Here is a 19,227-nt window from a genome sequence, read left to right as displayed (position 1 = left end):
TTCCTCAGTGCTTGCCTGTGCTGCCGAAACCTCCGGCGCCGCGGTCGCTGGCCTCGAAGTCTTCGACAACATTGAAGCCAACCTGCAGCACGGGCACGATGATCAATTGCGCCAGGCGCTCCATTGGATTCAGCGTAAACGTGTTGAAGCCCCGGTTCCAGGTAGACACCATCAATTGTCCCTGGTAATCGGAGTCAATCAAGCCTACCAGATTCCCCAAAACAATGCCGTTCTTGTGGCCCATGCCGGAGCGGGGCAGGATCATGGCGGCATAGCCCGGATCGGCGATATGAATCGCCAGGCCGGTCGGCACCAGCACGGTCTGGCCAGGTTCGATGACCAGCGGCGCATCGATGCAGGCGCGCAGGTCGAGGCCGGCGCTGCCAGGCGTTGCGTAGGCCGGCATCTGGTCTTTCATGCGCGGATCGAGGATTTTGACGTCTACAGTTTTCATTGGAATAGCGAGTTCTTGTCGATGCGTTTGGCGATTTCGGAAATCAGCTGGCGCGCCAGCGTGAGCTTGTCGGCGCGCGGCAGGATGGTATGTCCGTTCTCGTCAAACAGGATGATGGTGTTGTCGTCCTGGCCGAAGGTGTTGTGGCCGATATTGCCGACCAGGAGCGGGATGCCTTTGCGTTCGCGCTTGCTGGCGCCGTATTCGATCAGGTTTTCCGATTCGGCGGCGAAGCCGACGCAATAAGGCCAGCCGGCCAGGCTGGTGCGGGTGGCCACGCTGGCCAGGATGTCCGGGTTCTGTTCGAACTTCAGTTCCGGCACGCTGTTGTCGCCGGTTTTCTTGACCTTCTGCGCGCTCGGGTTCACGACCTTCCAGTCCGCCACCGCGGCCACGGAAATGAACACGTGCTGGCCGCCGACGTGATCCATTACGGCGTCGAACATCTGCTGTGCGCTTTTGACGTTGTGGCGCTCCACGCCGTACGGCGTCTCCAGCGCGACAGGGCCGGACACCAGGGTCACTTCGGCGCCCGCTTCACGCGCGGCGCGCGCTACGGCGTAACCCATCTTGCCGGAGGAAAGGTTGGTGATGCCGCGCACCGGGTCGATGGCTTCGAAAGTCGGGCCCGCAGTGACCAGGATGCGCTTGCCGGCCAGGACTTTCGGCTGGAAGGCGGCGATCATTTCCGCCAGCAGTTGTTCCGGTTCCAGCATGCGGCCCAGTCCCACTTCACCGCAAGCCTGGTCGCCCGCGGCGGGACCGAACACGGTGATGCCGTCTTCGCGTACCTGCTCCACGTTGCGCTGGGTGGCGGGATTGGACCACATTTCCACGTTCATGGCGGGCGCGATCAGCAGCGGCACACGGCTTGGGCGGGCCAGGCACATGGTCGACAGCAGGTCGTCGCACACGCCGTGCGCCAGCTTGACAATGAAGTCGGCGGAGCAGGGCGCGATCAGGATGGCGTCGGCGTCGCGCGTGACGTCGATGTGGGCCATATTGTTGTTCACGCGCGGATCCCACTGGCTGTTGAAGACCGGCTTGCCGGACAGCGCCTGCATCGTCACCGGGGTGATGAAGTGGGTCGCGGCGTCGGTCATCACGACCTGCACCGAGGCGCCTTCCCTGGTCAGCGCGCGGCACAGTTCAGCGGCCTTGTAGCAGGCTACGCCGCCGGACAGGCCGAGGACGATTTTCTTGCCAGTCAGTTCCATTTTGCTGCTCCTACTTGTTCACGCGGCGCAGTTCGTCCAGTACGAACAGTGCGGCGCCAATGCAGATGGCGGTGTCGGCGATGTTAAAGGCCGGGAAGTGGCCGAAGCCGCTCCAGTGGAAATCGAGGAAGTCGATCACGTGGCCGTGCCAGATGCGGTCGATCACGTTGCCCACTGCGCCGCCCAGGATCAGGGACAGGGCCCAGCAGAACATGCGCTGGCCGCTGTGGCGCATCAGCAGGTAGACGATGTACAGCGCGGCGATCACGCCGATGGCGGTGAACAGGTGGCGTTGCCAGCCGCCTTCGTTGGCGAGGAAGCTGAATGCGGCGCCTTTGTTGTAGGCCAGGACCAGGTTGAAGAAGCTGGTGATGACTTTCTCTTCGCCGTATACGAACAGCTTGTTGATCGTGATCTTGCTTAGCTGGTCCAGCAGGATGATGATGAAGGCGATGCCCAGCCACGGGGCCATGCTGCCGGAGGCGGGTTTGCTGCTGAAGGTGGTGGTCTTTTTGGTGGCCATAAATAGCTTTTTCTTTGTGCTTGCCAGAACCGGGGAACCAGTGTCTGACCCGCAGGGTCAGACACTCATCTGCGGCGGCCGCAGACTTGGGTTAGGCGTACTTGCGGGATTCGCCGGCGCCGAACAGGTTGGCGTGGCAACGGCCGCACAGGCCTGGGTGGTCGGCGTGCGAGCCCACGTCTGCGCGGTAGTGCCAGCAGCGCTCGCACTTCTGCGCGGTCGATGCTGCCACGTTCACGGCTTCATCTGCTTCGGATGCCACTTCGACAGCCTTGGCCAGCGAAGTGATGAAGATGAACTTCAGGTCGTCGTCCAGCGATGCCAGCGCCTTGAACTTGTCGCCGGCGGCCTTGATCTCCAGTTCCGCCTGCAACGAGGAGCCGATCGCACCGGAGCCGCGAAGTTCTTCCAGTTGCTTGGTCACGTCGGCCCGCACGGCGATGATGGTCGCGTACTTGGCCATCAGGGCTTCGGCGTCCGCCAGTTCCGGCAGTTGCCACCAGGTCTGGGTGTAGATGGTTTCGTCGCTGGCTTTGAACGATTCCTCGCCGGCAAATGAAGCCCACGCCTCTTCGGCGGTGAAGCACAGCACCGGCGCCATCAGGCGCAGCAGGGACTGGGTGATGTGCCACAGCGCGGTTTGCGCGGAACGGCGCGCCTTGGAATCCACGGCGCTGGTGTACAGGCGGTCCTTCAGGATGTCCAGGTAGAAGCCGCCCAGGTCCTCGGAGCAGAAGTTCTGCAGCTTGGACACCACCGGGTGGAATTCGTAGCGCTCGTAGTGGCGCGACAGGTCGGCCTGCAGCGCAGCCATATTGGCCAGCGCGTAGCGATCGATTTCCAGCAGATCGGCAACCGGCACGGCGTTCGCCTTCGGATCGAAGTCCGAGGTATTGGCCAGCAGGAAGCGCAGGGTGTTGCGGATGCGGCGGTAGGACTCGGTCACGCGCTTCAGGATCTCGTCGGAGATCGACAGCTCGGAGGTGTAGTCGGTGGCGGCCACCCACAGGCGCAGGATATCGGCGCCCAGGGTGTCGGACACCTTCTGCGGCGCGACGGTGTTGCCGATCGACTTCGACATCTTCTTGCCCTCGCCGTCGACCACGAAGCCGTGGGTCAGCAGCGCCTTGTACGGCGGACGGCCGTTCAGCATCGAAGAGGTCAGCAGCGAGGAGTGGAACCAGCCGCGGTGCTGGTCCGAGCCTTCCAGGTACAGGTCGGCCGGGAAGTGCGATTGCTCAGGATGCGAGCCGCGCAGCACGGTCTGGTGGGTGCAGCCGGAGTCGAACCACACGTCCAGCGTGTCCTTGTTCTTCACATAGTGTTCGGCTTCCGCGCCCAGCAGGGTAGCCGGGTCCAGCGCCTGCCAGGCGTCGATGCCGCCTTGCTCGATCAGCTTGGCCACTTGCTCCAGCAGTTCCGCGGTGCGCGGGTGCAGCTCACCGGTCTCCTTGTGGACGAACACGGCCATCGGCACGCCCCACTGGCGCTGGCGCGACAGGGTCCAGTCCGGACGGTTGGCGATCATGCCATGCAGGCGCGCCTTGCCCCAGTCCGGGAAGAATTCAGTGGCTTCGATGCCTTCCAGCGCTGTCTCGCGCAGGGTGGAACCACCGTCCAGCGGCTGGATGTCCATGCCGGCGAACCACTGCGAGGTGGCGCGGTAGACGATCGGGGTCTTGTGGCGCCAGCAGTGCATGTAGCTGTGGTCGAACATCTTCAGTTCGAACAGGGCGCCCGCTTCGCGCAGCGCCTCGCAGATCGGCTTCGAGGCTTCCCAGATACTCATGCCGCCGAACAGCGGCAGGGACGGGATGTACTTGCCGTCGCCCATCACCGGCTTCAGGATGTCATCGTCCTTCATGCCGTGCGATTTGCAGGAGATGAAGTCGTCCTGGCCGTAAGCCGGGGCCGAGTGCACCACGCCGGTACCGCTTTCGGTGGTTACGTAGTCGGCGATGTAGACCGGCGACAGGCGGTCGTAGAACGCGTCTCTGGCGTGCAGCGGGTGCTTGAAGGCGATGCCGGCCAGCTTGTCGCCGGTGGCGGTGGCGATGACGCTGCCTTCCAGCTTGTAGCGCTCCAGGCAGGAGGCCACCAGGTCCTTGGCCAGGATCAGCAGCAGCGGCTTGCCTTCGCGCTCGGTCTGCACCAGCGCGTAGGTCACCTCGTGGTGCATGTTCAGGGCCTGGTTGGACGGGATGGTCCAGGGGGTGGTGGTCCAGATCACGACGAAGCCGTCGCCGGCCGGCAGGGCAGGCAGGCCGAAGGCGGCTGCCAGCTTGTCGTGTTCATGGAAGGCGAAGCCGACGTCGATCGCCGGGTCGCGCTTGTTCTGGTATTCCACCTCCGCTTCCGCCAGGGCGGAGCCGCAATCGAAGCACCAGTTCACCGGTTTCAGGCCGCGATAGACGTAGCCTTTCTCCAGCAGCTTGCCCAGGGCGCGCAGCTCGTCGGCTTCGTTACCATAGTTCATGGTCAGGTAAGGATTGTCCCATTCGCCCAGAACGCCCAGGCGGATGAAGTCCTTCTTCTGGCGCTCCACCTGCTCGTGCGCGTAGGCGCGCGCCTTGGTCAGCACGTCGGCGGTCGGCAGGTTCTTGCCGAACAGCTTTTCGATCTGGATCTCGATCGGCATGCCGTGGCAATCCCAGCCCGGCACGTAAGGCGCGTCGAAGCCGGCCAGGGTGCGCGACTTCACTACGATGTCCTTCAGGATCTTGTTGACGGCGTGGCCGATGTGGATGTCGCCGTTGGCGTAGGGAGGACCATCATGCAGCACGAACTTCGGGCGGCCCTTGGCGGCCTTGCGCACGCGTTCGTAGATCTTCTTGTCCTGCCATTGCTTGACCCAGCCCGGTTCGCGCTTGGCCAGGTCGCCGCGCATCGGGAATGGGGTTTCGGTCATATTGACCGGGTACTTGCTCTCTTGCTTCTTTGGTTTGTTGTCAGACATGATGAATGCTTTAAGTTTGTGTTTCGGTTGGCGCTTGCGAAGTTGGGCAAGGCCTAAATTCGGTCGGTGACGGAGTTGGCGGCGAAGAAGGCGCGCGCTTGGTCGGCGTCGCGCTCGATGGCCTTGACCAGGGTAGGCAGGTCAATGAACTTTTCTTCGTCACGTATCTTTTGCAGGAATTCGACGCGCACCACCTTGCCGTAGCAGTTCCGGGCGAAGTCGAAGACATGGACTTCCAGCAGCACGCGGCCGGCGTCTTCCACCGTGGGACGCACGCCCAGGCTGGCAACGGCCGGCAATGGCCTGTCGCCCAGGCCGTGCACCTGCACGATAAAGATGCCGGAGAGGGCAGGACGGTGCGGCACGCGCAGGTTCAGCGTCGGGAAGCCGATATCGCGCCCCAGTTTGGCGCCGTGGATCACGTGGCCGGAAATCGAGTAGGGATGGCCCAGCAAGGCCTGCGCATGCGGGAAATCGCCTTCGGAAAGCGCGCTGCGCACGGCGGAGGAGGAAATACGGGTTTCGCCATTGCGCACGGTCGGCAGTACTTCGACTTCGAAGCCATACTGCCTGCCAGCTTCGGCCAACATGGCGACATTGCCGGCGCGCTTGGCGCCGTAACAAAAATCGTCCCCCACCATCAGCCACTTCACGTGCAGGCCTTCGACCAGCACCTTTTCGACGAAGCTTTGCGGCGACTGGCCGGCAAAGGCATCGCAGAAATGCTCGACGATCACCCGGTCCACGCCATTGTTTTCCAGGGCCTGCAGCTTGTCGCGCAGGTTGGCGATGCGCGGCGGGGCTTTCGACATATCGCCCATCTTGTGGGCGAAGAATTCGCGCGGATGGGGCTCGAAGGTCATCACGGCCGATTCCAGCCCGAGGCGATCGGCGGCCGCGCGCACGCGCGCCAGCAGGGCCTGGTGGCCGCGGTGGACACCGTCGAAGTTGCCGATCGTCAGGGCGCAGGGCGCGCGCGCCGCTGCATTGGGAAGTCCGCGAAATACCTTCATTTATCTTGCTATCAGGCTCAAATGCTTGATTATACGTTCTCAATGTAAAAAAGCGCTGCCTGCGGGTGCAGGCAGCGCTTTTCTTGGCTCAGCCCGGCTTTGTTCAGACCGGGTTGTTAATGTACATGGTCCAGTAGCGGGCCAGTTCTGGCTCGCCAGCGGTGCCTTTCACCGACTTCAGGGTGCTGATGGCAGCAGCCTTCTTGCCGGCGATGTACTGTGCCACGCCATAGTGCAGCTTCATTTCTTCAGGCTTGCGGCCGGTGCCCAGCTTGATCGCTTCTTCCATCAGCTTCAGGCCATCGGCCTTGCCGTCGGAAACCATGGCATAGCCCAGGTTGGCCAGGCCGTCAGCATCCTTTTCCTTGCGGAAGTTGCCTTCCTGGGTGGCAGCGTTCTTCTGCTGGTCGGCCAGGGTCTTGGTTGCCAGGTCTTTCAGGCGCTGGTGGCGGCCGGCGTCGGCGCCGGTGCCCAGGGCACCTTTCTTGTAGCCTTCGTCGACGATCTTCAGGGCTTCAGCAGGGTTGCCGGCTTGCAGGGCCAACTGGCCCATTTCCATGAATTCGGACGGCTTGGTGATCTGCTTCAGGGCCAGCTTGAGGCGCATCACGTCCAGGTTCAGGGACGAGGAGAAGCCTGGCTTGCCGATCACGCGGTTCAGCAGGTCGGCCCAGTAGGATGCCTTTGGATAGGATGCAGCCAGCTTTTCCAGAGTCTGCACGTAGCCAGCCTTGTCGTTCTGCTTCAGCTGGATGTTGGCCAGCATTTGCAGGCTGCCTTCGGACTTGGCACCTTGCAGTTCCTTGGCGGCTTCGTTGAGCTTGCCGCTCTGGTAATAGGTCTGGATCAGTTGCTCGCGCATCTGGGAGTTGTTCGGATTATCCTTCAGGACCTTCTGGATGTAGGTAATGGCTTTTGGATAATCCTTGGCGCGCAGGTAGATGCTGGCCAGGGCTTCGGTGATCTTTGGTGCCTGGGCTGGCGACAGCTTGCCGGATGCCAGCACTTGCTCGAAGGCGCGGGCGGCGGTCTCATTCTCGCCGGCAGCGGCAGCAGCGGAACCGCGGGTGTATTCGATCTGGAATTTTTCCAGTTCGGACTTGCCGCCGACAGCGTCTGCTTCCTTCAGTTTCGCCAGGGCTTCCTTGTAACGGCCGGAGGAGGCCAGTTTCTGGGCTTCTTGCAGTGGCTTGCCAACTTCTGCGCGCACGGCCTCGGCATACGCGATCGAGGACAGGCCCACCATCGGGACAGCAGCGTTGAAACCGATAGCGGCCATTACCAGGCCGAGGTGTGCGAGACGAAACTTAATCATGGGGTGATTTTCTTTCTTCAAAATGCGAAATAGGCAGGATAACCTGCCTATTTAGGAAAATAAAGGGTGTTTTGGCCCAATTATTTACTGGAACTGCTCGTTGCCGACCAGGCCAATCTTGGTGACGCCCAGACGCTGTGCCGAAGCCATGACGCCTGCAACCACGCTGTAGTTAACCAGCTTGTTCGGACGCAGGTGCACTTCAGGCTGGTCAGCCTGTGCCGCTACGGCGATCAGCTTGTTCTCCAGGGCAGGGCGGTCAGGAACGACCACATTGTCCCACAGGATGGTGCCGTCGAAGTCAACGTCGATGGTCACGACCACTGGTTCCTTGGTTGGCGGTGGCGGGGTGCCGACCGGCATGTTCAGGTTGACCGAGTGGTTCGCTTTTGGAATGGTGATGATCAGCAGAATGATCAGAACCAGCATGACGTCGATCATCGGCGTCATGTTCATTTCCATCATCGGTTCCGACTCACCGCCGGAACTGCCTACGCTCATACTCATGAAATGTGTTCCTTTTCAGAAGGCCGCCCCCGCTACAGCCAGGGGCGGCTTGTTCTTACATCTTATCAGGCGGTTCGGTGATGAAACCGACCTTCTGGATGCCAGCGCGCTGGGTGGTGTAGATCACACGGCCGATCGATTCATATTTCGCGTCTTTGTCGCCGCGGACATGAACTTCAGGCTGAGGCACCTTCACAGCTTCCTCTTTCAGAAAATCGAACAGCTCATTCGCGTCGCGCATTTTCTTCTGGTTCCAGTAGATGTCGCCATCTTTGTTAACAACGATGTTGACGTTCTCTGGTTTGGTCTGGATTGCCTGGTTGATCTCTTCCGGCAGGTTGATCTTCTGCAGTTTGAGAACGACCGGGCTCGTGATCAGGAAGATGATCAGCAGAACCAGCATGATGTCCACGAGCGGAGTCGTGTTGATCTCACTGTTAAGCTGCTCTTCTCCCCCGGTATCGGAGCCTACAGACATCGACATGGTATTAACCTACTTTTTTCGACGAAGCAGCAGCGTTCGAGGTGGACATTGCGCCGGAGATCAGCACGGAGTGCACGTCTGCGGAGAAGGAGCGTACATCTTCCATTGCGGTCTTGTTACGACGCAGCAGCCAGTTGTAACCCAGAACGGCAGGAACTGCGACCAGCAGACCGAAAGCGGTCATGATCAGCGCTTCACCCACTGGACCTGCAACCTTGTCGATCGATGCGTTACCGGTCATACCGATGTTGGTCAGCGCGCCGTAAATACCCCAAACGGTACCGAACAGGCCGATGAACGGAGCGGTCGAACCAACGGTTGCCAGGAAGGACAGGCCATCGGACAGGCGGGACTGCACTTTGTCAACAGCGCGCTGGATGGACATGGTCACCCAGGTCGACAGGTCGATCTGTTCCAGCAGGGCGCCGTCGTGGTGAGCGGTGGCCTTGGTGCCGGATTCAGCGATGAAGCGGAATGGGGAACCTTCGGTCAGGGTCGCGGTGCCGGCAGCGATCGACGATGCTTTCCAGAACTTGGCAGAGGTTTCTTTCTGCTGTTTGAAGATCTTCTGCTGGTCGATGATCTTGGTCACGATGATGTACCAGGAACCGATCGACATGATCGACAGGATGATCAGGGTAGCACGAGCCACGAAGCCGGCTTCCCACACAGCGGAGATACCGAATGGGTTTTCGACTTCTTCTTTAGCGGCTGGAGCAGCTGGGGCAGCAGCTGGAGCGGCTGCTTCTGCTGCTGGAGCGGCTGCCGCGTCAGCTGCTGGAGCTGCAGGTGCGTCAGCGGCTGGAGCCGAAGCGGCTGCCGAGGCAGGCGCGTCAGCCATGGCTGGGGCGCTTACCAGGGCGGTAGCTGCGGTCACCGAGAACAGCACAGCGGCCAGTACAGCGGACAAACGGGTATTCTTAAACATGCTTCCTCCAAATTTGAAAAATAATCAGTTCGCTGGCTTAAACGACAACGGACTTACTTAGTTGCGAGACGGTGCTCTGTCTCAGGTTTATTCCAGCGTCCAGACGTATTGCATCTGTTGCCAGCCTTCTTGCGGCTTGCCGTCGACCGTTGCAGGCTTGAATTTGCACTTGGAAATACCAACTTGTGCGGCCTTGTCCAGGTCACGGAAACCACTAGATTTCACTACTTTTGCCTCAGCTACGTGGCCGTCCACACCGATCAGGAAGGACATGGTCACAGTGCCAGTCTCTTCGTTACGCAGCGACGACTTCGGCCATTCTGGCTTGGCGCAGGTGCTGAAGTCGACCACAGCCGGGGTACGTACACCGGTTGCCGCAGGGGCTGGAGGTGCAGGTTGTGCCGGAGGGGCTGGGCGAATATCGGTGGTTGCTGGCTTCACGTTGGTCGCGTTGGCGATCACGTTCTGCGCTGGCGGCGGTTGCTGCACGTTCACTTCGACCGGAGGAATGAATGGCGGTGGGGGTGCCTTCATCTCTGGTGGCGGTGGCGGTGGTGGCAGTTCTTTTGGCGGAGGCGGGGCAACCTCCTCGATGATCTTGGTCTCCACCGGTTCGATCATCTTGCTAATCATTTTCTTGCCCAAGCCGGAAACAATACCGTAACCAGCAATTATGTGCAGGACTACGACGAACACGATGCCCGTATAGTTCTTCTTCCCGGCAATTTTCTCGTTATCACTGAAATTCATGCCTGCTTTCTCCAATACCAACTCTTGTGTTGCTACTTTAAACCCCCAAAATGGCGACACAAAGCTACAGCCGCATCCGGGACGTCGGCGAATTATACATACGAATTTTGGATTTTTGCATAGAATTTTGTCCCGAAAACCGTTTAAATTTCATGCCCTTAGCCCCATATTGGCAGGCTGTTACCAGGCTGTGCCAAAGTGGTCTGGCAGAAAAAGCAAGAGAAAATTGACCATTTTTTCGCCCCTGCGATTGATCTTCATCACTTTTTCTTCAAGACGAAATATTGCTCGCCAGCGACCCTGGCGAGGCTAAGGAAATTTGGCGAAGTGTGTTGCTTCGACGTAACTCTGTCAAAAGCGGCGGTCAGATCACCCGGTTGCGCTTCTCGCGCTTGCACTCGATGGTGCTGATCACCTGGCCATCCGGCGAAACCGTATCCAGGTGAACGTCAAATCCCCAGAGACGGGCCACGTGCTTCAGCACTTCATTGGCCTGCTGGTTGAGGGGACGGCGGTTGTACTGCGTGTGACGCAGTGTCAGGGCGCGGTCGTCGCGGGTATTGACGGACCATACCTGTATATTCGGCTCGCGGTTGCCCAGGTTGTACTGGTCGGCCAGCATTTGCCGCACATAGCGGTAGCCCAGCTCATCGTGGATGGCCGAGACGGCCAGCTTGTCGTTCTTGTCGTCATCTAATACAGCAAAGAAGTGGAACTCGCGGATCAGGCGCGGCGACAGATATTGCGCAATGAAGCTTTCATCCTTGAAATTGCGCATGGCGAAGTCAAGCGTCTTCTTCCAGTCGCTGCCGGCAATATCGGGGAACCATTCGCGGTCTTCCGGCGTCGGATTCTCGCAAATGCGCCGGATGTCAGACATCATGGCAAAGCCCAGTGCATACGGATTGATGCCGTTGTAGTAGGGGCTGTGCACCGGCGGCTGGTATACCACATTGGTATGGCTCTTCAGGAATTCCATCATGAAGCCATCGCTGACCACGCCCTCATCGTACAACTGGTTGAGGATGGTGTAATGCCAGAACGTGGCCCAGCCCTCGTTCATGACCTGGGTCTGGCGCTGCGGGTAGAAATACTGGCTGATCTTGCGCACGATGCGCACGATCTCGCGCTGCCAGGGTTCCAGCAGCGGCGCGTACTTCTCGATAAAGTACAGCAGGTTTTCTTCCGGCTCAGGCGGGAAGCGCGGCGCCGGCTTGTCGACGGCCTCTTCTTCGCGCCGCGGCACGGTGCGCCACAGTTCGTTGATCTGCGATTGCAGGTAGGCTTCGCGCTCCTTCTGCTTCATCTGTTCCTGCGCCAGCGACAGCTTGGCCGGACGCTTGTAGCGGTCCACGCCATAGTTCTGGATCGCGTGGCAGGAGTCGAGCAGCAATTCAATGGCATCGATACCATGCCGCTGTTCGCACTCGGTGATGTAATTCTTGGCAAACACCATGTAATCAATGATGGCATCGGCATCGGTCCAGGTCTTGAACAGGTAATTGCCCTTGAAGAAGGAGTTGTGGCCATAGGCGGCGTGGGCAATGACCAGCGCCTGCATGGTCAGGCTGTTTTCCTCCATGAGATAGGCAATGCAGGGGTTGGAATTGATGACGATCTCGTAAGCCAGCCCCATCTGCCCGCGCTTGTAGCCTTTTTCTGTCGCCAGGAAGTGCTTGCCAAACGACCAGTGGGCATACGACACCGGCATGCCCACTGAAGTGTAGGCGTCCATCATTTGCTCGGCAGTAATGATCTCCAGCTGGTTCGGATAGGTATCCAGCCCGAAGTTCTGCGCTACGCGGCGGATTTCTTCGTGCGCCTGCTCGATCAGTTCAAACGTCCATTCGGATTGCTCCGGCAGGGCGCGTGGATGCGGGGGGCGCTTGGTCATCTGGTTCATTTTGGCTGCTTCTTGAACAGTTCGCGGAACACCGGGTAGATATCGGCCGGCGTGACTATCTTCTGCATGGCGAAGTGCTGGTGGTATTCGGGGATCTGGGCGTATTGCTCCCACAGGTTCTGCGGCGGGCCGTCGGTGATCTCGACATAGGTGTAGTACTGCACCTTGGGCATGATGGTGTTGACCAGCAGCTGCCGGCACAGCACGGAGTCGTTGTCCCAGTTGTCGCCGTCGGATGCTTGCGCCACGTAGGCATTCCAGCTGCCGCCGCCGAAGCGCTCGTCAATGATCTTGTTCAGCAGGTGCAAGGCCGAGGACACCACGGTACCGCCCGATTCGCGCGAATGGAAGAATTCATTTTCGTCCACTTCCGACGCTGCCGTATGGTGGCGGATGAACACCACCTCGATCTTGTCGTACACGCGCTTGAGGAACAGGTAGAGCAGGATGAAGAAGCGCTTGGCGGTATCCTTGCGCTGCTCGTCCATCGAGCCCGACACGTCCATGATGCAGAACATCACGGCCTGGGTCATCGGCTTCGGCACCTTGATGCGGTTCGAATAGCGCAGGTCGAAGGGATCGATGTAGGGAATGGCCAGCAAGCGCGTATGCAAGTGGTGGATCAGCTTTTTCAGCTCGATGACCTGCGGGTCGTCGAGGGGCGCGCCGGCCACCAGCAGTTCCTCCAGTTCGCGTTCCGCCTCGATCAGGCGCTTGCGTGAACTGCCGCCCACCGCAATGCGGCGGCCGAGGGCGCCGCGCAGGGAGCGCAGCACGTGGATGTTCGAAGGCGTGCCCGATACCGTATAACCTGCGCGCTGCGGCTTGAATTCCGTGGTCGCCGTGAGCTGGGTCTTGATCATGTGCGGCAGTTCCAGGTCTTCGAAGAAGTAGTTCATGAATTCTTCGCGCGACAGTTCGAAGATGAAATCATCCTCGGTGGTCTGGTCGCTGTTGCCTGCGCGGCCGCGGCCGCTGCCCCCGCCGCCCTTGGGGCGGTTGATCAAATCACCTTTCTGGTATTCCTCGTTGCCGGGATTAACCACTTCCCAGATCCCGCCATGGGCGTGGCCGAACGAGGGCTCGTTCACGTCCTTGACGGGAATCGATACTTTTTCGCCATTCTCGATGTCGGTGATCGAGCGCCCCTTGATGGCGCGCCCGACCGCATCCTTGATCTGGCCCTTGTAACGCCGCAAAAATCGTTCGCGGTTGACCGCGGACTTGTTCTTGCCCTGCAAACGACGGTCGATGAGGTAAGTCATGTGCCTCCTGCCTGCTTGATTGGCGCGTCCTGATTATCCCACTTCTCTATCAGGACGACTTCCTCACGCGCAGATACCATTCGCACAGCAGCCGGACCTGCTTGGCCGTGTATCCCTTTTCCACCATGCGCGCCACGAAGTCGGCGTGCTTGTTGGCGTCCTCGGCGCTGGCCTTGGCATTGAAGGAGATCACCGGCAGCAGTTCCTCCGTATTGGAGAACATTTTCTTCTCGATCACCGTGCGGAACTTCTCGTAACTGGTCCAGGCCGGGTTCTTGCCACCGTTATTGGCGCGCGCCCGCAGGCCGAAGTTGACGATCTCATTACGGAAGTCTTTCGGGTTCGAAATCCCGGCCGGCTTCTCGATCTTCTCCAGCTCGTTGTTCAGCGATTCGCGGTCGAAGCTTTCGCCGGTATCCGGGTCGCGGTATTCCTGGTCCTGGATCCAGAAGTCGGCAAAGGTCACGTAGCGGTCGAAGATGTTCTGGCCGTATTCGGAGTAGCTCTCCAGGTAGGCGGTCTGGATTTCCTTGCCGATGAACTCGACATAGCGCTGGGCCAGGTGCTCTTTTATATAGGAGAAGTACTTTTGCTCGGTCTCCGGCGGGAACTGCTCGCGCTCGACCTGCTGTTCGAGCACGTAGAGCAGGTGCACCGGGTTGGCCGCCACCTCGGTCGAGTCGAAGTTGAAGACCTTGGACAGGATCTTGAAGGCGAAGCGCGTCGACAGGCCGCTCATGCCCTCGTCGACCCCGGCATAGTCCACGTATTCGTGGATGGACTTGGCTTTCGGGTCGGTATCCTTGAGGTTTTCACCATCGTACACCAGCATCTTGCTGAAAATGCTGGAGTTTTCCGGCTCTTTCAGGCGCGACAGAATGGCGAACTGCGACATCATGCGCAGCGTGCCGGGAGCGCAAGGCGCCTTGTCGAGCGAGGAATTGTGCAGCAGCTTCTCGTAAATCTTGATCTCGTCGGTGACGCGCAGGCAGTACGGCACCTTCACTATATAGATACGGTCGAGGAATGCCTCGTTATTGCGGTTGTTCTTGAAGCTCTTCCACTCCGACTCGTTCGAGTGGGCCAGGATGATGCCCTCGAAGGGGATGGCGCCGAAGCCTTCCGTGCCCTTGTAGTTGCCTTCCTGGGTGGCGGTCAGCAAGGGGTGCAGCACCTTGATCGGCGCCTTGAACATCTCGACGAATTCCATCAGGCCCTGGTTGGCCAGGCACAGGCCGCCGGAATAGCTGTAGGCGTCCGGGTCGTCCTGGGCGTAGTCTTCGAGCTTGCGGATATCGACCTTGCCCACCAGCGAAGAAATGTCCTGGTTGTTCTCGTCGCCCGGCTCGGTCTTCGAGATGGCAGTCTGCTTCAGTACGGAAGGGTAGCGCTTGACCACGCGGAACTGGTTGATATCGCCATTGAATTCGTGCAGGCGCTTGACTGCCCATGGCGAAGGGATATTGCGCAGGTAGCGGCGCGGGATGCCGTAATCCTCTTCCAGGATGGTGCCGTCTTCCGCCTCGCTGAACAGGCCGAGCGGCGATTCGTTCACCGGCGAGCCTTTCAGGCAGTAGAACGGCACTTCTTCCATCAGTTGCTTGAGCTTTTCCGCAATCGACGATTTGCCGCCGCCGACAGGGCCCAGCAGGTAGAGGATCTGCTTGCGCTCTTCCAGGCCCTGGGCGGCATGGCGGAAGTAGGCAACGACCTGCTCGATGACGTCCTCCATGCCGTAGAACTCACGGAAGGCGGGATAAATCTTGATGACCTTGTTGGCGAAGATGCGGGACAGGCGCGTATCGTTGCGCGTATCAACCAGGGTCGGTTCGCCGATCGCAGCCAGCATCCGTTCCGCCGCCGAAGCGTAAGTCAGGCGGTCCTTTTTGCAAAGCGCGAGATACTCGGAGAGGGACATTTCCTCTTCCTTGGTGCGCTCATACCGTGCTGCGTAGTTGTCAAAAATGGTCATGTGAATGTCCTTTAATGAAAAATCTACTAGTCACATGGTCGGCAGTCGTAGCGTGGGCTGCAGGCCTGCTCAATGCTTTGCCAGCTTGCCTGAGTTGCCAGGGATTGCCCGAGGCTCGGAGCTGGATCATTATTAGCCGGCGGGGGGATGGTTGCCGGGCTCGAAACGCATCTTACGTTGATGAAATTTATTATTGCTCTATTGGATCTAGAAGTAAAGCCAGTAGTACCGCCAATGCTCGATCCCCTCGCCTATGGCACCACAGTAGCACGGCTGGCCCGACTCTGCAGCACACTATCTTGGAGTAAGATGCCAACTACTTATCAGCGGTGAAAGAGAACAAAAAATGACTACCCAAATGCGCTCCATCGTGCAGAATATGCCGAAGGCAGAACTGCACATTCACATTGAAGGCTCGCTGGAGCCGGAAGTGATTTTCGCGCTGGCCGAACGCAATGGCGTCAAGCTGGCCTACCCGTCGGTGGAAGCACTGCGCGCGGCATATGCCTTCACCAACCTGCAATCCTTCCTCGACATCTACTACGCCGGCGCCAGCGTGCTGCTGAAAGAGCAGGACTTTTATGACATGACCATGGCTTACCTGCAGCGCGCCAGGGCCGATCATGTACGCCATGCCGAAATTTTCTTCGACCCCCAGACCCATACCGCGCGCGGCGTGCCGATTGGCGATGTGATTAATGGTATCCATCGCGCTTGCACCGAAGGGCCAATCAGCGCGAAGCTGATCCTGTGCTTCCTGCGCCACCTGAGCGAAGAAGACGCGCTCGCCACGCTGGAAGCGGCGCTGCCGTACCGCGACAAATTCATCGGCGTCGGCCTCGATTCTTCCGAAGTCGGCCACCCGCCGGAGAAATTTGCCCGCGTGTTCGCACGCGCCCGCGACCTCGGACTGCACCTGGTGGCGCATGCCGGCGAAGAGGGGCCGCCAGCCTATATCGAAACGGCGGTCGACCTGCTCAAGGTGGAGCGCATCGACCACGGCGTACGCTGCCTGGAAGATCCTGCATTGACACGGCGCCTGGCCGCGCTGCGCATGCCCCTGACCGTTTGCCCGCTGTCCAACACCAAGCTGCGCGTGTTCGACCAGATGAAGGACCATAACCTGCTGGCGCTGCTCGACGCGGGCCTGGTGGCGATGGTGAATTCGGACGACCCGGCGTACTTTGGCGGCTATATGAACGATAACTTCGTCGCCGTGTTCGACGCGCTGCCGCTTGGCCTGGCCCATGCGCACCAGCTGGCGCGCAACAGCTTCGAAGCAGCCTTCCTGCCCGCCGAGGAAAAGCAGAAGTTCCTGGACGAAGTCGATACCTATTTCTCTGCCTTTAACGTGGTCTGACAATCAATGTTTCAACAAGCCCTGAGGATGACGGCGCGCGACTGGCGCGCCGGGCAGTTGCGCTTCCTGCTGGTAGCGCTGGTTGTGGCAGTGGCGGCGCTGTCGGCCGCCGGATTCTTCATCGATCGCCTGCGCAGCGGACTGAATCGCGATGCGCACCAGTTGCTGGGCGCCGACCTGGTGATCGTCGCCGACAACCCGGTGCCCGGCGCCTGGCGCGAAGAAGCGCTGCGGCGCGGCCTGCTGGTGACCGATACGCTGGCCTTCCCCAGCATGGCGCAGGCAGGGCAGGGCGATGCCGCCCGCTCCGTGCTGGTGACGCTGAAAGCCGTCGGCCCGGGCTATCCGCTGCGCGGCCGCGTCAAGGTCAATACCGACGTCGCGCAAGCGAACGAAAGCATCGGCACTCCGGCACCGGCCACGCCTGAACCGGGCACGGTCTGGATCGACCCGGCGCTGGCGACGTCGCTCGACGTCGCAGTCGGCGGCACGGTGCAACTGGGGGACAAGCAGTTCCGCGTAACGCAGCTGATTGCCGCGGAACCGGATCGCGGCGGCGGTTTCATCAACTTTGCCCCGCGCGTTTTCCTTGCCTTGTCCGATATGCCGGCGACCAATCTGGTGCAGGAGGGGTCGCGCGTCGGCTATCGGCTGTTGGTGGCCGGCCCCGGCGCCAGCTCCAGGGCGACGCAGGAATATGGCGAATGGCTGAAAACCTTGATCAGGAAGGACAATGTACGCGGGGTGCGCCTCGAATCGCTGGAAGAGGGGCGCCCGGAAATGAGCGCCACCCTCGACCGCGCCGACCGCTTCCTGTCGCTGGTCGGCCTGCTGTCGGCCATGCTGGCTGCGGTAGCGGTGGCGATGGCTGCGCGCCGCTTCATGCAGCGGCATCTCGATTCCTGCGCCATGCTGCGCTGCCTGGGGCTGACGCAGAACCAGGTGACCTTGATCTACCTCGTCGAATTCCTGCTGGTCGGGCTGGCGGGCAGCCTGCTCGGGGTCCTGGTCGGCTTTGGCGCCCACTATGTTCTGCTGCAACTGCTTGGCAGCCTTGTCGCTACCGACATCCCGGCGCCGACCATCCTGCCGGCGCTGCAGGGCCTCGCCACCGGCATGATCCTGTTGGCCGGCTTCGCGCTGCCGCCGATCCTGCAGCTGCGTAACGTGCCGCACAACCGCGTGATTCGGCGCGAGGCCGCCGCGCCGAAGCCTGCCGCCCTGGCCACCTACGGGCTCGGCATCGCCGCTTTCGGCGCGCTGCTGTTATGGCAATCGAATGACGTCAAGCTCGCCGGCGTGACCGGCGGCGGCTTCCTGCTTGGTTTCGCATTGTTTGCCCTGGTGGGCTGGCTCGGCTTGCAAGCCCTGCGTCCGCTGCGCAATGCATTCCCGCACCAGGCATGGCGCTTCGCGGTGACCTCCCTGCGCCGCCGGCCCGGCGCCACCGTGGTGCAGGTGGTATCGCTGTCGCTTGGCCTCATGGCATTGCTGCTATTGACCGTGGTGCGCGGCGACTTGATGTCGGCCTGGCGCAATACCATGCCGCCTGATGCCCCGAACCGCTTCATCATCAACATCCAGCCAGACCAGAAGGACGTCATCGCTGCGCGCCTGAAGGCAGTCGGCGTGAAGGACGTGCCGATGTTCCCCATGATCCGCGGCCGCCTGGTGGCGGTGAACGACAAGGCCATCACCAGCGAGACCTACACCGACGAACGGGCGAAAGGACTGGCCGAACGCGAATTCAACCTGTCGACGATGACGGAACTGCCGGCGCAGAACCAGGTCACCTCCGGCAAATGGGCGATGGGGGGCACGGCGGGCGAAGCCTCGGTCGAGGAGGGCATCGCCAAGACGCTGGGCCTGAAACTGGGCGACACGATGCGCTTCGATATCGCCGGCTCGCCGGTGGAAGCGAAGATCACCAGCCTGCGCAAGCTCGAATGGGGATCGATGCGGGTGAACTTCTTCGTCATCATCAACCCGGCAGTGATGGCCGACACGCCGCAAACCTGGATTACCTCGTACCACTTGCCGAAGCATGCCCTGGCTGCCGGCAACGCGCTGTCGCGCGAATTCCCCAACCTGACCATCATCGACGTTGGCGGCATCCTGCGCCAGGTGCAATCGGTGCTGGACCAGGTGATCCAGGCGGTGGAATTCCTGTTTGCCTTCACCCTGCTGTCCGGCGTGCTGGTGCTTTATGCCGCGCTGATGGGCTCCCAGGACGAACGCCGGCGCGAAGCCGGCCTGCTGCGCGCCCTCGGCGCCACCCGCCGCCAGCTCTCGCAAGCGCAACTGATCGAGTTCATGCTGGTCGGCGGCCTGGGAGGCCTGCTGGCCGCCACCGGCGCCGGCCTGATGGGATGGGGCCTGGCAACCTACCAGTTCAAGTTCGCCTGGACCTTCAGTCCCTGGGTCTGGCTGGCAGGCCTGCTGGCAGGCGCGATCTGCGCCGTGATCGGCGGCTGGCTCGGCCTGCGCAACGTCCTGAACCACCCCCCGCTGCAAACGCTGCGCGAGGCATAAGGCTGGGCCCGTGTCACACCCTGGGGTCACACCCCAAGTGTGACACGG

At 60.7% G+C, this 19,227-nt stretch carries 15 protein-coding genes; 2 read left to right on the top strand and 13 right to left on the bottom strand.

The features are described 5' to 3' along the window. Positions 1-4: 4 nt before the first annotated feature. From dut to ACN9MY_RS25105, 13 genes are all read right to left on the bottom strand, one after another. Positions 5-454 carry a dUTP diphosphatase gene (gene dut, locus ACN9MY_RS25165; RefSeq protein WP_130310784.1) on the bottom strand — a complete coding sequence of 150 codons (450 nt, stop codon included), beginning with the start codon at positions 452-454 and terminating at the stop codon, positions 5-7. After that, positions 451-1,671: a bifunctional phosphopantothenoylcysteine decarboxylase/phosphopantothenate--cysteine ligase CoaBC gene (gene coaBC / locus ACN9MY_RS25160; RefSeq protein WP_426336286.1), complete on the bottom strand. Its 1,221-nt coding sequence runs from the start codon at positions 1,669-1,671 to the stop codon at positions 451-453. Before coaBC ends, dut begins: the two co-directional genes overlap by 4 nt. 10 nt (positions 1,672-1,681) lie before the next feature. After that, complete coding sequence (gene lspA, locus ACN9MY_RS25155) at positions 1,682-2,194, bottom strand: signal peptidase II (protein WP_426163890.1); 513 nt, start codon at positions 2,192-2,194, stop codon at positions 1,682-1,684. Positions 2,195-2,285: 91 nt separating this feature from the next. After that, positions 2,286-5,150: an isoleucine--tRNA ligase gene (gene ileS, locus ACN9MY_RS25150; protein ID WP_426318991.1), complete on the bottom strand. Its 2,865-nt coding sequence runs from the start codon at positions 5,148-5,150 to the stop codon at positions 2,286-2,288. A 53-nt stretch (positions 5,151-5,203) separates the two neighbouring features. Then, a complete protein-coding gene (locus ACN9MY_RS25145) occupies positions 5,204-6,163 on the bottom strand; it encodes a bifunctional riboflavin kinase/FAD synthetase (protein ID WP_426318990.1) in 960 nt (319 codons plus the stop codon). Between the two features lie 103 nt (positions 6,164-6,266). Then, the gene (locus ACN9MY_RS25140; protein WP_426163883.1) at positions 6,267-7,478 is read right to left on the bottom strand and encodes a tetratricopeptide repeat protein; all 1,212 of its coding nucleotides are present in this window, start codon (positions 7,476-7,478) and stop codon (positions 6,267-6,269) included. 84 nt (positions 7,479-7,562) lie between these two features. Next, entirely contained in the window at positions 7,563-7,985 is a 423-nt protein-coding gene (locus tag ACN9MY_RS25135; protein ID WP_200953793.1) for an ExbD/TolR family protein, read from the bottom strand. Between the two features lie 55 nt (positions 7,986-8,040). Continuing rightward, positions 8,041-8,469: an ExbD/TolR family protein gene (locus ACN9MY_RS25130; protein WP_028101866.1), complete on the bottom strand. Its 429-nt coding sequence runs from the start codon at positions 8,467-8,469 to the stop codon at positions 8,041-8,043. 4 nt (positions 8,470-8,473) lie between these two features. Continuing rightward, positions 8,474-9,397 (bottom strand): MotA/TolQ/ExbB proton channel family protein, encoded by a 924-nt coding sequence (locus tag ACN9MY_RS25125; protein WP_426163880.1) that lies wholly within the window; start codon positions 9,395-9,397, stop codon positions 8,474-8,476. Positions 9,398-9,484: 87 nt separating this feature from the next. Continuing rightward, entirely contained in the window at positions 9,485-10,147 is a 663-nt protein-coding gene (locus ACN9MY_RS25120) for an energy transducer TonB (protein ID WP_426163877.1), read from the bottom strand. Positions 10,148-10,511: 364 nt separating this feature from the next. Further along, on the bottom strand, positions 10,512-12,041 hold the full coding sequence (locus tag ACN9MY_RS25115; protein WP_426172297.1) for a SpoVR family protein: 1,530 nt from the start codon (positions 12,039-12,041) through the stop codon (positions 10,512-10,514). Positions 12,042-12,046: 5 nt separating this feature from the next. Continuing rightward, positions 12,047-13,315, bottom strand: coding sequence for a YeaH/YhbH family protein (locus ACN9MY_RS25110; RefSeq protein ID WP_130310792.1), 1,269 nt, complete (start codon positions 13,313-13,315; stop codon positions 12,047-12,049). A gap of 49 nt (positions 13,316-13,364) precedes the next feature. Then, positions 13,365-15,287: a PrkA family serine protein kinase gene (locus ACN9MY_RS25105; RefSeq protein WP_057260456.1), complete on the bottom strand. Its 1,923-nt coding sequence runs from the start codon at positions 15,285-15,287 to the stop codon at positions 13,365-13,367. A 346-nt stretch (positions 15,288-15,633) separates the two neighbouring features. On the opposite strand from ACN9MY_RS25105, the gene ACN9MY_RS25100 reads away from it, so the two are divergent. Both ACN9MY_RS25100 and ACN9MY_RS25095 read left to right on the top strand, forming a co-directional pair. Further along, positions 15,634-16,647: an adenosine deaminase gene (locus ACN9MY_RS25100; RefSeq protein WP_426163873.1), complete on the top strand. Its 1,014-nt coding sequence runs from the start codon at positions 15,634-15,636 to the stop codon at positions 16,645-16,647. 6 nt (positions 16,648-16,653) lie between these two features. Beyond that, positions 16,654-19,179, top strand: coding sequence for an ABC transporter permease (locus ACN9MY_RS25095; protein ID WP_426318989.1), 2,526 nt, complete (start codon positions 16,654-16,656; stop codon positions 19,177-19,179). Positions 19,180-19,227 lie beyond the last annotated feature (48 nt).

The organism is Pseudoduganella sp. R-31, assembly GCF_049913235.1.
GTDB lineage: Bacteria > Pseudomonadota > Gammaproteobacteria > Burkholderiales > Burkholderiaceae_D > Rugamonas.
Note: the sequence above shows the minus strand (reverse complement) of the source record. Positions and strands in the feature narration are given on the sequence as shown.

Bases quoted from the DNA above. Each gene is read 5' to 3' on its own strand.
- ACN9MY_RS25140 (WP_426163883.1), bottom strand. From the start codon at position 7,478: ATGATTAAGTTTCGTCTCGCACACCTCGGCCTGGTAATGGCCGCTATC.
- ACN9MY_RS25130 (WP_028101866.1), bottom strand. From the start codon at position 8,469: ATGTCGATGTCTGTAGGCTCCGATACCGGGGGAGAAGAGCAGCTTAAC.
- ACN9MY_RS25100 (WP_426163873.1), top strand. From the start codon at position 15,634: ATGACTACCCAAATGCGCTCCATCGTGCAGAATATGCCGAAGGCAGAA.
- ACN9MY_RS25115 (WP_426172297.1), bottom strand. From the start codon at position 12,041: ATGACCAAGCGCCCCCCGCATCCACGCGCCCTGCCGGAGCAATCCGAA.
- ACN9MY_RS25145 (WP_426318990.1), bottom strand. From the start codon at position 6,163: ATGAAGGTATTTCGCGGACTTCCCAATGCAGCGGCGCGCGCGCCCTGC.
- ileS (WP_426318991.1), bottom strand. From the start codon at position 5,150: ATGTCTGACAACAAACCAAAGAAGCAAGAGAGCAAGTACCCGGTCAAT.
- coaBC (WP_426336286.1), bottom strand. From the start codon at position 1,671: ATGGAACTGACTGGCAAGAAAATCGTCCTCGGCCTGTCCGGCGGCGTA.
- dut (WP_130310784.1), bottom strand. From the start codon at position 454: ATGAAAACTGTAGACGTCAAAATCCTCGATCCGCGCATGAAAGACCAG.
- ACN9MY_RS25120 (WP_426163877.1), bottom strand. From the start codon at position 10,147: ATGAATTTCAGTGATAACGAGAAAATTGCCGGGAAGAAGAACTATACG.
- lspA (WP_426163890.1), bottom strand. From the start codon at position 2,194: ATGGCCACCAAAAAGACCACCACCTTCAGCAGCAAACCCGCCTCCGGC.
- ACN9MY_RS25110 (WP_130310792.1), bottom strand. From the start codon at position 13,315: ATGACTTACCTCATCGACCGTCGTTTGCAGGGCAAGAACAAGTCCGCG.
- ACN9MY_RS25125 (WP_426163880.1), bottom strand. From the start codon at position 9,397: ATGTTTAAGAATACCCGTTTGTCCGCTGTACTGGCCGCTGTGCTGTTC.
- ACN9MY_RS25105 (WP_057260456.1), bottom strand. From the start codon at position 15,287: ATGACCATTTTTGACAACTACGCAGCACGGTATGAGCGCACCAAGGAA.
- ACN9MY_RS25095 (WP_426318989.1), top strand. From the start codon at position 16,654: ATGTTTCAACAAGCCCTGAGGATGACGGCGCGCGACTGGCGCGCCGGG.
- ACN9MY_RS25135 (WP_200953793.1), bottom strand. From the start codon at position 7,985: ATGAGTATGAGCGTAGGCAGTTCCGGCGGTGAGTCGGAACCGATGATG.